This is a genomic window from Propionibacterium acidifaciens (assembly GCF_003798325.1).
Lineage (GTDB): Bacteria > Actinomycetota > Actinomycetes > Propionibacteriales > Propionibacteriaceae > Propionibacterium > Propionibacterium acidifaciens.
Genome location: NZ_CP033719.1, coordinates 2,483,722 through 2,497,585, shown reverse-complemented (window position 1 = coordinate 2,497,585; position 13,864 = coordinate 2,483,722). Strand labels below are relative to the sequence as shown.

Below are 13,864 nucleotides of genomic sequence, written 5' to 3'. Positions count from 1 at the left end.
ACGCGGCCGCCGCGCCGTCGGGCCGCCCGCGGGCGACCCCTCAGCCGTTCGTCGTCCTGAACCAGACGAGATTGCGGGTGGCGCTGTCCGGGCGCAGGCCCAAATCCTGCGAGGTCGCGCTGAGCGCGTGCACGGAGGCGTCGGGCAGGCCGGCGTGGTTGCCCAGGTCGAGCGCCGCTCCGGCCAGGCCGGCGCCGTGGTCGGGCCTGAGCCCGTTCATGGCCTCGGCGACCTTGCCGGGTTTCGTGCTGCCGGCCGCGGCGGCGGCGTCGGCGAGGACGACGACGGCGTCGTGCGAGGCGACATCGGCGGCCTGGGAGACCTCGTTGAAGCTCCGCTCGCCGGACAGGTCCTTGGTGTCGGGCTGGGACGCCACGACACGCACGCCGGACAGATAGGCCGAGACGGCATCGCCGTCGGCGTCGCTCGTGAGGGCGGCGGCATCGCCCGTGTCGGCGCCCGCACTGAGCAGCGGCGCCGACAGCGAGGCGCCGCTGTCGACGAGCGACTGGGAGAACCGGGAGCTCAGGGCGTCGGGGGTGCAGATGATCGGCACCGTGACACCGGCGTTCTGCAGGCCCGCGACGGCCGTGCCCAGGCGCGACGCCTGCCCGGAGACGACCACCGAGTCGGCGCCGGACGACTCGATCCTGCCCTCGACGGTGGACGCGAAGTCCTCGGCCGAGGCGTCGACGCTGTCGACGTAGGCGATGCCGTCGACGCCTCCCCCGCCGGCGTCGACGAGCAGCGGGCTCGTGGCGCTCTGGGAGGCGAGGGCGTCGCCGAGTCCGCGGCGCGTCTGGCCCGCGCTCGGCCCGGTGATCCAGGCGTCGGCCCCGAGCGAGTCGGTGGACTGCTCGTACGGGGCGATGACGGGCATGTCGAGCTCATCGGCCTTGGCCAGGGCGGCGTCGATGTGGTCGCCGCTGGTGGCCATGACGATGCCCATGACTCCGGCGTCCGACAGGGCCTGCACGGCGTCCGCCGCCTCGGCCGAGTCCCCCCGGTCGTCGACGGTCGTGAACTCGGCCTCCGTGCCGCCGAGCCCGAGGCGGTAGGCGGCGACCTCGGCGCCGTTGGCGTTGTCGGCCCACTGCGATCCCTCGAGCTCGCCGGAGCCAAGACTCACGATGACGCCGATGTTCAGGTGCGAGGGGACGCCGCTGATGCGCAGTGCCAGCTCGGTGGGGTGGGCCGGCGTCCCGCCGGACCCGTCGTCCTGGCCGCCCCGGTCGCCGCTGCAGCCGCTCACGCCGAGCGCCACGGCGAGGACGAGGGCGGCGGCCCGACGGCCGCCGGGGGGGCGGGCCCTCATCGGGAGCTCTCGATCGAGAAGGTGTAGACCGAGCCGGTCGTCCCGCCGCTGGGCTTGCGCATCTGGAACAGCGGCAGCGCGTCGAGCCGCTCCAGCGCGGCGCTCATCTGCGCCTGGCGCAGCAGCAGACCGCCCAGATCGGCGCTGCGCACGTTCGCGTAGCCGGTCATGGTGCCGCTGGCGACGGCCAGCTGGGTGTCGGCGGCCTGGGCCAAGGCGGCATTCTTGCCGAGCGAGCCGAGCAGACCCGAACCGGCCGCCTCGGGATCGCCGATGTCGGCCAGCAGCTTGGCCATGTCGTCGCCGAGCAGCGCGTTCGCACCGGCGAGGTCGGCCGCCGATTGGTCGACGGAGTCGGCCACGGACTGCTGGGCCTGCTGGGTGGCGCTGTCCATGGACTGCTGGGCCTGCGTGTAACCGTTGGCCAGTTGCTGGTTCTGGGCGTCGATGGTCGACTTGGCCTGGTCGGTCATCTGCTGGGCCTGCTGGTCAAGGGCCGACCGGTCGAAGACGTCCTGGTCGGCGGACTGGCCGCTGCCGTCCTTGGCGGAGCCGATCCGGCGGATCTGCTCGTCGAGGGCGCCATCGCCATTCTTCTGGGCCAGCTCGGCGGCGGAGATCGCCTGCTCCAGTGCACTGGGCTGCCCGTCGAAGGCGTTGACGCTGTGGTTGAGCTTCTCGGCGGTCGAGCTGAGCTCGGCGGCCATGTCGTCGAGGCTGCTGGACTGCCGCTGCATCTCCCCGGCGCTGTCGGTCAGCCTGGCCATCGCGGCGTCCAGCTCGCCGTCACCGGCCTGTCCACCGGCGTTCCCGGTGGCCGTGGAGGAGGGCGAGGGGGACGCTGAGCCCGTCGAGGGCGAGGGGGACGTCGGGGAGGCGGAGGCCGCTCCCCCGGCCTGTCCGCCCGCGGTCAGCGCGTCGTAGTCGGACCTGAGCTGCTGGTAGGTCGCGGTGGCGTCACTGAGCGCCTTGCCGGCGCCGCCGGTCGTGTCGTTCCGGTCGAGGGTCCTGCTGAGATCGCCCCACGTCGCGCCCTCGTCGGCGAGCAGCGCCTCCACGGACGTGGTCTGCGCGTCGCCGGTCTGCGCGTCGCCGGTCTGGGCGTCGCCGTTGCAGTCCTTGGTGCTGAGCAGCGGCATGAGCTTCGCTCGGTCGGCGGCGCTCATCTGGCAGACCTGTTTCGTCACGTCCCCGAGTCTTGCCGAGGCCGAGTCGTTCGAGGCCTTGCCCGCATCGGCCTTCGCCTTGGCGGCGTCGATCGCAGTGCCCAGCGCGGTGATCCGGGTGTTCAGGGCGTCGATGTTCGCGCCCAGCGCGGCGACCTGCGGGGTCGCGGGGTCGACCCGGGCGGAGTCGTCGGGCAGGGCGTTCTTCACGGCCTGGACGTCGCCGACGACGGTGTTGGCCTGCGCGAGCGCGCCTCCGGCGGCCGTGGCGAGGCTCGAGGCCTGCTGCGCCGTGTCCTGGGCCGATCCCTTCAGCCCGTCGACGGCGCTCCTGGCGGCCGTGGTGAAGTCGGAGATCGCGGCGTTCAGCGACTGCTGGCCCTGGTAGAGGGCGCACGTCGCGGGCAGGGCCTCGGAGGAGGCCGAGCCGGTGGCGCTCGCCTCGGAGGGCCTGCTCGACTGCCCGTCGCCGGCCTCCTGGCCGACGGCCGCGCCCGAGGACGGCGCCTTCGAGGACGGCGTTCCCTGAGGGGTCTCGTCCCCGGTCGGCCCGGACGCCCCACTCGTGGGTTGGGGGGCGGCTGGCGTGGCGGCCGCCGGGCAGTTCTCCTCGTTCGGCTCCGACGGTCCGATGGCGGCCTCGAGGGCCGCCCGGACGCTCTCGCGCTGGTCGTCGCCGGCATCGGCGTAGGCCTGGAGCTGGGCGGCGATGTTCTGCACCGTCGCGTAGACGCTGGTCGACCGGCCGTCGGGCGCCGCGCCGCTCGTGTCGCCGAGCATCGCGCTCATGGCCTCGACACTGCTGGTCAGCTGGGCGAGGGTCTGCGACGAGCTCTGCGCCGAGGCGCTCTGCAGCTCGCCTTTGAGGCCGTCGAGCTGGCTGCCGACCGAAGTCATCGCGCCGCTCAGGTTCTGCGCATTGGACTGCATGTTCGACAGGGTCTGGGCGCCGATCGTCTCGGCCGAGGTGTCGAGGCTGGAGCGCACGTCCTGGATCGTCGAGGAGGTCTGCGCGAGCACCTGGTTGACCTGGGCGGCGAGCTCGATGGTGCGCTCCTCGAGGTCCATCTGGGCCCTCATCTGCGACGAGGCGTCCAGCAGGGAGTTCGACGAGGAGTCGGTGGCCAGTCCCGGCTGCACCGAGATGGAGAAGTCGGGGCTCGAGAAGTTCTTGGCGTCGACGACAAGGCGCAGATCGGCGCTGGCCGGCATCATCGGCGGGGCCAGCAGGTCGGCCCACTGCACCTGGGTCCTGCCGTCGGAGTCCATGCTCACCAGGCCGTTCGTCGTGTCGCCATCACCCTCGACGATGACGTCGCCGGCGCCCGTGCCCTCGAGCGAGGCCGAGGCGACGACGGTCAGCGGCGCCCCGACGAGCGCGCTGGTGCTGTAGGAGTTGCCGTCCATGTCGTAGCTGACCTGCTGGGCGACGAGCGTGAGGTTCTCGATCGAGACGTCGATGACGACCTTGCCGCTGTAGCCGTTGAGCTCGGACAGGTCGCTGCCGGACGAGTCCGCGGTCCGGTAGCTCGTGGTGACGCGCGCGGGGAGGTCGTCGGCGGTCTCGGACGGGGAGAACTCGTCGGACGAGGAGCTGCTCGACCGGTTCGACCTCGTCGTGATGCTCGTGGCCCTGACCGCCGTCATCGTGCCGTCGCCCGACATGGTGACGTCGACGGCGCGCAGCAGGGAGTCGCCCTGGCCCAGCGCCGTGCCGGGCCTGATCGCCATGCCCGCCACCAGGGCGGCGATGGCCGCCGCGGCGAGACCGGCGCGCGTCCGCCGTGACGAATGGATCAGACGGCTGCCACGATGAGTGCCCATTGCGTTCCTTCCAGGGGGTGGGAGGCCTCGGCGCGGCCGCATCCCGCGCACCTCGACCGGGAAAACACCCATCGAGTCTACGGGATCATCATGGCCCGTCCACAGCGTTCTCCCAGTGAGACGGAGACGGCCCGTCCGGTCGGACCACGGACGAGGAGCAGCCGGGCGGCGCTCCCAGAGAGACGGGGACGCCCGCCGCAGCCCTGCCCCGATCAGGGGGAGGCACCGGGGCCCTCCCGCGAGGAGGGGACGGTCCCGATCCGATCACCTCCGGAGGGGTGCGGCTCAGCTCCCGTGCGCCGCGATCTGGAAGCTGCTGCTCGTGAGGTCCGTGAAGTTGCCCACCTGGGCGTCGACCGTGCACGAATCGGCCACCTGCTGGGCCGCCACGTTGAGGCCGTCGCTCGTGACGGTGAGCGCGCCGGCGCATCCGTCCGAGAAGCGCACTCCGGACTCCCCTCCCGCGACGGCCTCGAGCATGGAGCTGGGTTTGCCGGTGGACGGGCTCTTGTACAGGGGGTTCAGGTCGTCCTGCCCGCTGGGCCACACCGGCAGCAGCGAGATCTCCAGGCCGGACTGGTTGACGACCTTGTCGGGGGTCTTGACGGTGATGTCCTGCAGGCGCTGGACCGGGTAGTGGGTCGACTCGACGCTCGAGTCCGTGACGGCCGCCGTCGTCGCGGCGGCGGCCCGGTCGAGCCAGGCCTGCACCGCCGACTCCTCGTCGCCGTCGTCGAACGTCACGGGCACCTGGGCCTGCACCTGGAGGTTCTGCCCCGCCGGCACCTGCCCCGGGTCGACGGACCAGCCGCAGTCGACGCTCAGACCGCTCGTGGTCGTCAGGTTGTGGCCGGCCCGGGCCCCGCCGAGCCAGGTGACGTCCGGGCAGGCCGCGCCGTCGGCGGCACCGGGGACGACTTCGAGGAACGGCCCTTCCAGGGGGGCCTTCTGCGCCGTGTAGGTGATGGTCAGGTTCACCGACCCGGACGAGGCGTCGTAGCCGGCCTCGCGCCGGATGCCCAGCCCCGTCGGGAGGGCCTGGTCCTGCTGGCTCGCCTTGACCGGACCGGAGTTCCTGCGGTGGGGCGGGAAGAGGTGCCCGCCGCCGCGGAGGATCGCGAAGGCGCTCACCCCGACGAGCACCATGGCGGCGCCGATGATCAGGGACACCATCCGCTTGCCGGGACGCCTCGGGCCGGGCGCGGATTCGGCCCCCGTCGTCCCCAACTGCACCTGTTCCGGCTGGTGCGGCGTGACGGGCCGCAGCCGAGTGGCACCGGAGGGGGCGTCGAGCTCGGGCTCGGGGCTGATGTCGACGACGGCGGTGGGACGCGACTCCGCCGCGGCGGATTCGACCCCGGGGCTCCTCACCACCGTCATGGGGTGGGCGCCCTCGAACTCCTCGGGCGCCTCCACCGGCTCGAGCGCAGGCAGCTGCGCGACGAGGAGCACCAGCTCCCGGCAGGAGGCCGCGGCCTCCTGCGCGCCGGGTCTGCGCCCGGGGTCCTTCTCGAGCATCCCCGACAGCAGCTCCCACAGCGGCTCCGGCACGTCGAGAACGGGCACGCGGGACTGCACGTGTCGGTGGGCGACGGCGTAGTCCGTGCCGGGCCCGGCGAACGGCGTACGCCCGGCGAGCAGCTCGTAGGCCATGATGCCGGCCGAGTAGACGTCCGACGCGAAGCCGGCCCGGCCCGAGTAGATGAGCTCCGGACTCATGTACTCGGGTGTGCCGATGAGTCCCGTCGTGGACTTCGCATCGCCCATCATCACCGAGGCGATGCCGAAGTCGCTCACCCTGAGGGCGCCCGGATCCTGCGGACCCCACTCGGGGTCGAGCAGCACGTTGTCGGGCTTGACGTCGCGGTGCACCACGTCGTGCTCGTGCGAGGCGGCCAGCGCGTCGAGGACGGCGGCCATCGCGGCCAGCGCCGTGCCCGGCGGCAGGGTCCGGCTCGTGTCGAGCCGGTCGCGCAGCGATCCCCCGGCGACGAAGTCCATGACGATCGCCAGCTGCTCGCCCTCGACGACGAGGTCGCGGAAGCCGACGATGTTGGGATGCCTCAGGGACTCCAGGACGGCACGCTCCTGGATGAACCGCCCCACCAGGTCGCGGTCGGCGGCGTGCTGCGGGTAGAGGAGCTTGGCGGCCACGCGTTCGCCCGTGCGCAGGTCGGTGGCGGCCCAGACCGCACCCGTGGCGCCCTGCCCGACCTTCTCGACCAGACGGTACGAGGCACCCAGGGCGTCGTCGAACTTCTTACCGACCATCTTCCTCCGCCTGCTCCGACCCGCCGGTCCGCGGGCACGCAGCCCATTATCCATGCCCGGCGCACCGCCCCACGGTCGGCGCCCCCATGGCCTGACGGCCCGGCGTCCGTTCCGAGGGTTCGATGAGGCGGGCGCGAGGGTGACTGGCGGCTCATCCAACTCGTCCGCCTCACCCCGTCCAACGTGGCTTCGCGGGCACCGGGGCGGCCAGCGGATCCGACCCGAGTTGCACGCCTCAGCGTTGGTTTGAGCTGTTCGGGGTGCGTCGGGGCTTGTCGGCGTGATTTGCGTGGGCGGTTGGGAGGCACTATATGGTCTCGATGGGATGGTGGCTCATGCGCCCGTTCGCGCGGAAGGTGAGGACCGCTTCGGGGCGCCTGCAGTGCAGATCGTGGAGAAGAAGCACGGGCGGCGTCGTGTCGTGGAGCATCCGGGCCCGGCTCGTACGGAGGCCGGCCCTGCCGCGTTGATGCCGGTGGGACGGGAGGAACCGGCTGTCAGGGATCAGCCTGACCTCGGTTCCGATGACCCCTTGGACGACCGGTCTCGATCACGCGGCGGCGCGGCCGTGCAGGGGCAGGCCTCCCGGTTGTTCGTCGAGACGATTCGCGGGGCCTGGGACCGGCTCGGGTCCCGAGCGGTCGAGGACGAGGCGTTCTTCCAGCTCGTGCCGGCGCGTCCGGTGGAACCGGCCCCGAACTCGGACGGCCTCCGTGCGATCGACGGACGCGGGCTGCCCGCGCCGCACCGCAACGCATTCACCAGAGCGCTCCGCCGCTGCGCGGGCGACGACCACCGCAGCACGATCACCGGGGTGTGCTCCCAGCATGCCCGGCATGAGCGCGGCGGGGACGTCTCGTTGCTGCTCCATGACATGACCACTTCGTGTTTCGAGGCCGAGAAGGAAGACAGTCCGCGGAAGACCGGCTACTCGAAGGTAGAGTGAAGTGGGTTTTTCGGACAGTGGTGAATGTTCGTCTCGGGCCGCTTGGGTCCGGTGCCGGCTTCGCCCGGTGCGCGGTGGTCGATCGCCGGGTGGGTCCTGCTGCGACCGCATGCCGACCCGGTCCCGGGGGTCCACCCCGGCGGCGCTCGGATCGTGCATGTGCTTCCGGGGGATCGGGGCGGCCGTCCACCGCCGGGACGACGGCCGGGTTCCCGACTCGGGGCCGCGGCTCCCGGCCGCGGGCCATGCCTCGGGCTCCGCGACCGCCGGCTCAGAGTTTCTCGAGCGGCGCGAAGCGCAGGGCGAGGCGTTTGACGCCACCCGAGCCGAAGTCGACGTCGGCCTTGGCGTTGTCGCCACTGCCGCTTGTCGCGACGACCGTGCCCAGCCCGAAGCTGGGGTGCAGCACGCGATCGCCCGCCTCGAGCGAGACGATCCGAGAGTCACGGCCGGCCCCCGAGGCGGGCATGTGCCCCCGCCCCGAACCGAACGCCGGGGCGTCGTCCCGCGGCCCGGAGGCGCCCGCGGCCCGCCGCGAGGCGCCCGTACGGGCGCCGGCGCTCAGGGTCCAGCCGTCCAGCTCGACGGCGGTGCGCTGCCAGTCGATGAGCTCGGCGGGGATCTCCTCGAGGAAGCGGCTGGCCGGGTTGTACTGCGGGGCGCCCCACGCCGACCGGACGGCAGCGCGCGAGACGTAGAGCCGCCGTCGGGCCCGGGTGATGCCCACATAGCTCAGCCGGCGCTCCTCGGCGAGCTCGTCCTTGCTCGCCAGGGCCCTCATGTGGGGGAAGACGCCATCCTCCATCCCGGTGAGGAAGACGTTGTCGAACTCCAGTCCCTTGGCCGTGTGCAGGGTCATGAGGGTGACGACGCCCGGCGAGTCCGGGTCGGCGTCGGGGATCTGGTCGGAGTCGGCCACCAGGGCGATGCGCTCCAGGAAGACGCCGAGCGAGTCGTCGCCCTCGAGGGCGCGGGCGTCCAGCTCCTCGTCGTCGACGGCGACCTGGTCGGCCTCCAGGTCGACGACGTGGGCCTGGGCGACGAACTCCTGGGCGACCGCCACGAGCTCGACGAGGTTCTCGACGCGAGTCTGGTCCTGCGGGTCCTTCGAGGCCTTCAGCTCGTCCAGCAGGCCGGAGTCCTTGAGCACCGCCGCCAGGACCTGGTCGGCGGGGGCCCCCTGCTCGACGAGCCCGCGGAGGCCGCGCATCAGTTCGCCGAACGCCCGCACCTGCCTGGTCGAGCGGGTGGCCATGCCGGGCACCTCGTCGACGCGGTCGACGGCCTCGGTGAAGGCGATCCCCTCGTCGGCGGCGAAGACCTCGAGCGCCGCCTCGGCACGGGCACCGATGCCCCTCTTGGGCACGTTGAGGATGCGGCGCACCGAGACGTCGTCCACGGGATTGGCGATGGCCCGCAGGTAGCTCAGGGCGTCGCGCACCTCGCGGCGCTCGTAGAAGCGCACTCCCCCGACCACCCGGTACGGCAGGCCGAGACGGATGAAGACCTCCTCGAACGGGCGCGACTGGGCGTTGGTGCGGTAGAAGACGGCCGTGTCGGAGTACTTGCAGCCCTCCTCGTCGTGCAGCCGGTCGATCTCGTCGGCCACCCAGCGGGCCTCGTCGTGCTCGGTGTCGGAGACGTAGCCGATGATGCGCTCGCCGCCGGACACGCTGCTCCACAGCTTCTTGGCGGGCCGGTCCGGGTTGTTGCCGATGACGGCGTTGGCGGCCGACAGGATCGTCTGGGTGCTGCGGTAGTTCTGCTCCAGCAGGATCGTGCGGGCGCCGGGGAAGTCCTTCTCGAAGTCGAGGATGTTGCGCACGTCGGCGCCCCTGAAGGAGTAGATCGACTGGTCGGAGTCGCCCACGACCATGAGCTCGGGCGGCGGCACCGCCGGCGCGCCGGGAACCGGGTCGAGCGGCGAGCAGAGCTCGCGGATGAGCATGTACTGGGCGTGGTTCGTGTCCTGGTACTCGTCGACGAGCACCTGGCGGAAGCGGCGGCGGTACTTCTCGCGGACGTCCGGGTGCGTCCGGAGGAGCCGGACCGTCAGCATGATGAGGTCGTCGAAGTCCACGGCGTTGGCGGCGCGCAGTCTGCGGTCGTACTCGGCGTAGGCGCGCGCATGGAGCTCGTCGTTGCCGCTGGCGGCATCGGCGAGCGCCTCGGCCGGGCCTGTCAGCTCGTTCTTGGCGTTCGAGACCCGGGCGAGCACCGAGCGCGGCGGGAACTTCTTCGCGTCGACGTCCTCGTCGCGCAGCACGAGGGCCATGAGTCGGCGGGCGTCGGCGTCGTCGTAGATCGAGAAGTTGCGCCGCAGCCCGAACTCGGGCGCCTCGCCCAGTTCGGCGCGCAGGATGCGCACGCAGGCCGAGTGGAAGGTGGAGACCCACATCGCCCGGGCGCGCCGGCCGACCAACGCTGTGACGCGGGCCCGCATCTCCGCCGCCGCCTTGTTGGTGAAGGTGATCGCCAGCACCGAGCCCGGGTGCACGCCGCACCGGGAGATGAGGTGGGCGATGCGGCGCGTCAGTACGCGCGTCTTGCCCGAGCCGGCACCGGCCACGACGAGCACGGGCCCCCCGGTGTGGACGACGGCCTCGCGCTGGGGCCCGTTGAGGCCCTCGAGCAGGCGAGCCTCGTCCTCGTCGGGCCCGGACGGGCCGTCGACGCCGGGCGCAGGCACCGCCCCGGCCCCGTGAAGGGCATCGAGACGAGCGCCGAAGGCGGCGAACGGGTTGGGCGAGGCGGCATCAGTCATGACCCAGCAATCGTACCGGCGCACCTGCTCCTCGGCACGCGCCCGCCGGGCGCGCCGCACGACGGGCGCCAATCCCCCGCATCATGGCCCGGCGACCCTAGAATCGGCCCATGTCCTCGATTCCCCACCGTGTCAGGCGCGCGATCGGCGTGGCACTCCTGGCGGTCGCCGCAGCACAGACGACCGCGGCAGCGGCGGTCATGACGATGGATCATCTGCGCAAACGCCGCCAGGGCCCGCCCACCTTCCCGCGCAGTCCGGTGGCCGAGGCCAGCGCCCACCACGACGAGGTGACGGTCTACTCGTTCGGCGAGGACCTCTACGCGGACATGCTGGCCGCCATCGACGCCGCCACCGACCGCATCTACTTCGAGACCTTCATCTGGAAGGGCGACGAGATGGGCCGGCGCTTCAAGCGGGCGCTCATCGACGCCGCCGACCGCGGCGTCGAGGTCTACGTCGTTTACGACGCCTTCGCGAACATCGTCGTCGACCCCCGTTTCTTCAGCCTCCCCGGGTCGATCCACGTCAAGACGCACCCGCTGGTCCAGTCGGCCGCCTTCTGGAACCTGCGCTACTCGGGCCGGGACCACCGCAAACTGCTCGTCATCGACGGCGAGGTCGCCTTCATGGGCGGGTACAACATCGGCTCGCTGTACGCCGACTCCTGGCGCGACACCCACGGCCGTTTCACCGGCCCGTGCGTGGCGGAGTTCGAGAACGCCTTCATCGACTACTGGAACATGCGCCCGGTGCACCTGTTCTGGTGGCGCCCGTCCTCGCGCCCCGAGCTGCCCGACGTGGTCGAGCGAGACTGGGGCGGGCCCGTCACCCTGCAGCGCAACGTGCCGCGCTGGCGGGTCTACCCGATCCGCAACATGTACCTCGAGGCGATCGACCGGGCCCAGCGGAACATCTGGCTCACGACGGCCTATCTCATCCCCGACGATGACCTCCGCACCGCCCTGGGGCGCGCCGCCAAACGCGGGGTCGACGTGCGGATCATCGTGCCGGCCGAGTCGAACCACATCCTCACCGACTGGTTGAGCCGGGGCTTCTACTCGGGCATGCTCCGCGACGGCATCCGGCTGTTCCTCTACCAGAACGCCATGGTCCACGCGAAGACGGCGACGATCGACGGCCAGTGGTCGACGATCGGCACCGCCAACCTCGACCGCCTCTCGCTCGTGGGCAACTACGAGATCAATGCCGAGATCGTCTCGCCGACCGTCGCCGACGCCCTCGAGGGGATCTTCCTCACCGACCTCACGAACTGCCGCGAGGTCGACCTGGCGCACTGGGAGCAGCGCAGCCCGGTCGCGAAGTTCACCGAGGGCCTGCTGGCGCCCTGGCGCCCGATCTTCTGAGCCGACGGGACCCGGCGCGCTCGTCCCGGGTCGGCGCGCTCAGACCAGCTTGCGGTCGGTGGCCCACTTCGTCAGCTCGTGGCGGTTCGACAGCTGGAGCTTGCGCAGTACGCTCGACACGTGCGTCTCGACCGTCTTGATCGAGATGAACAACTCCTTGGCGACCTCCTTGTAGGTGTAGCCGCGGGCGATGAGCTTCATGACCTCGCGCTCGCGCTGGCTGAGCCGGTCGAGGTCCTCGTCGACGCTGGCGACCGAGATGGAGCCGGAGAAGGCGTCGAGGACGAAGCCGGCGAGCCGGGGGCTGAACACGGCGTCACCGGTGGCGACGCGGCTGATGGCGTCGACCAGGTCGTCGGTGCTGATGGACTTGGTGACGTAGCCGCGGGCACCGGCGCGGATGACGCCGATGACGTCCTCGGCCGCGTCGGAGACCGACAGGGCCAGGAAGGTGATCTCGGGCGCGTTCCGGTGCACCTGCTTGGCGACCTCGGCCCCGCCCCCGCCGGGCAGGTGGACGTCGAGCAGGACGACGTCGGGCCGCGTGTCGAGGATGGTCCGGACGGCGCTCGTCACGTCCTCGCCCTCGCCGACGACGTCGACGTGCTCGGGCGCGGAGCTGGTGAGCTCGTGGCGCACACCCGCGCGGAAGATCGCGTGGTCGTCCACGAGGACGACCCGCCAGGGCCCCTCGTGCGTGGGCTGCTCGGGGCTCACGAGAGCCTGCGGGGCGTTGGTCATCGCGTCATCTCCAGTCTCACCTCAGTGCCTTCGCCCGGTGCCGTGCGGATGACCGCCCGGCCCCCGTAGCGTTCCATGCGTTCGACAATCGATCTTTTCACACCCATGCGGTCCTCCCCGATCTGTTCCGGATCGAATCCCCTGCCACGGTCGCGGACGAAGACCTCGACCGTCTCCGGCCCCACCTCCGCGTAGACGTCGATCTTGTCGGCGCCGGAGTGCTTGGAGGCGTTCATCATCGCCTCGCGCGCCGCGCGGAGCGTGGCCTCCAGGCCCGGCGTGTTCTCGGCGTCGCCGACGCAGACCACCTCGATGGGCACGCCCCGCTCGTCCTCGATCTCGGCGCCCGCCTCGACGAGGGCCGCCCGGAAGGTCTCCGGGCCGGGCTGCTCCCCGTAGAGCCAGGCGCGCAGCTCACGCTCCTGGCGGCGGGCGAGCGAGGCGACGGCCTTGGGGTCGCCCGCCTGGCGCTGGATGAGGGCGAGGGTCTGCAGGACGGAGTCGTGCAGGTGGGCGGCCATGTCGGCGCGGGCGTCCGAGACGATCCGCGCCTCGCGCGCAGCGGCGAGGTTGTTGCGCATGCGGTTCATGGCGGGCGCGGCGACGACGCCGATGCCGATGAGGGTGAGGGCCGCGACGGCGAGCATCGACGGCAGATAGGGCTGCCCGGCCTGGCTGTAGGCCAGCAGCGAGATGGCCGCACCGATGAGGATGAGCGCCAGACCCATGCGCACGAGCAGTGCCCAGTGGTCCTGGCTCACGAGGGGGGCCAGCCAGCGCGGGGTGCCGTGCTCCGAACCGTCCCCCTCGGGGGCCTCGGCCTGCCGCCAGACGAGGGCGACGCCCAGACAGGCGAGGATGATCGGCCAGAAGAAGACGCCGCCCGGATTGACGTCCATCATGCGCACGAGCATGAGCACGCCGACGCACAGGACGATGACCGCCAGCGCGCTCCCGGTGCCGGCCGGGCTCGTGTCCCTGGTCGTGCGGCGCATGTCGGCGCGGTTGGCCATCTCCAGGCCCGGCGCCTCGTGGTCGGGCACCTTGGCGGGGATGAGCAGCCAGGCCAGGGCGTAGAAGATGATGCCGATGTAATCGGCGCCCACGAGCACGATGAAGCACACGCGCACGACCCACACCGGCCAGCCGAGGTGGTCGGCCACACCGGTGCACACCCCGCCGAGCCAGCGTCGGTCCAGGGGCCGGCGCAGCTTGGGGCGGGGTGCGCGGCGCGCCGGGGCGGGGGGCCCGTCGGGCGCGGGGGACGGGTCGTCGGCGGCGCGCGCCGGGCCGGGGCCGGGACGAGGAGCGGAACCGGCGGCCTGCGCGGGCGCGCCGGCCCCCATCGCCCGCTGCCCCGCGGAGGGCTCGTCCTGGTACCTCACCCCTCAATCTTTGCGCATCCCCGGACCCGGGGGAACGGCGAGGACGCCGATGGGAGGGGGACGATCCGGGCACGAGGGGCATTTC

8 protein-coding genes are annotated in these 13,864 nt (G+C 72.1%); 2 read left to right on the top strand and 6 right to left on the bottom strand.

Going from position 1 to position 13,864, the window contains the following annotated elements; translation table 11 throughout:
• Positions 1–40 precede the first annotated feature (40 nt).
• The 3 genes from EGX94_RS10675 to EGX94_RS10665 all read right to left on the bottom strand — a co-directional run bounded on the left by EGX94_RS10675 (position 41) and on the right by EGX94_RS10665 (position 6,576).
• Positions 41–1,315, bottom strand: a complete 1,275-nt coding sequence (locus EGX94_RS10675) for a type 1 periplasmic-binding domain-containing protein (protein ID WP_123826283.1) — start codon at positions 1,313–1,315, stop codon at positions 41–43.
• Positions 1,312–4,305: a hypothetical protein gene (locus EGX94_RS10670; RefSeq protein WP_021798805.1), complete on the bottom strand. Its 2,994-nt coding sequence runs from the start codon at positions 4,303–4,305 to the stop codon at positions 1,312–1,314. The genes EGX94_RS10675 and EGX94_RS10670 overlap by 4 nt, the downstream gene beginning before the upstream one ends.
• A 285-nt stretch (positions 4,306–4,590) precedes the next feature.
• Positions 4,591–6,576: a serine/threonine-protein kinase gene (locus EGX94_RS10665; RefSeq protein WP_021798792.1), complete on the bottom strand. Its 1,986-nt coding sequence runs from the start codon at positions 6,574–6,576 to the stop codon at positions 4,591–4,593.
• A 391-nt stretch (positions 6,577–6,967) separates the two neighbouring features.
• On the opposite strand from EGX94_RS10665, the gene EGX94_RS10660 reads away from it, so the two are divergent.
• On the top strand, positions 6,968–7,522 hold the full coding sequence (locus tag EGX94_RS10660; protein ID WP_123826281.1) for a hypothetical protein: 555 nt from the start codon (positions 6,968–6,970) through the stop codon (positions 7,520–7,522).
• A gap of 271 nt (positions 7,523–7,793) precedes the next feature.
• Here EGX94_RS10660 and pcrA read toward each other — a convergent pair whose 3' ends face one another.
• A complete protein-coding gene (gene pcrA, locus EGX94_RS10655; protein ID WP_028706454.1) occupies positions 7,794–10,286 on the bottom strand; it encodes a DNA helicase PcrA in 2,493 nt (830 codons plus the stop codon).
• Between the two features lie 110 nt (positions 10,287–10,396).
• On the opposite strand from pcrA, the gene EGX94_RS10650 reads away from it, so the two are divergent.
• Positions 10,397–11,653: a phospholipase D-like domain-containing protein gene (locus EGX94_RS10650; protein WP_021798803.1), complete on the top strand. Its 1,257-nt coding sequence runs from the start codon at positions 10,397–10,399 to the stop codon at positions 11,651–11,653.
• Positions 11,654–11,692: 39 nt separating this feature from the next.
• Here the strand turns inward: EGX94_RS10650 and EGX94_RS10645 are convergent, their stop codons facing one another.
• Complete coding sequence (locus EGX94_RS10645) at positions 11,693–12,394, bottom strand: response regulator (RefSeq protein ID WP_028706456.1); 702 nt, start codon at positions 12,392–12,394, stop codon at positions 11,693–11,695.
• Positions 12,391–13,779: an ATP-binding protein gene (locus tag EGX94_RS10640; protein ID WP_123826279.1), complete on the bottom strand. Its 1,389-nt coding sequence runs from the start codon at positions 13,777–13,779 to the stop codon at positions 12,391–12,393. Before EGX94_RS10640 ends, EGX94_RS10645 begins: the two co-directional genes overlap by 4 nt.
• Positions 13,780–13,864: the final 85 nt, after the last annotated feature.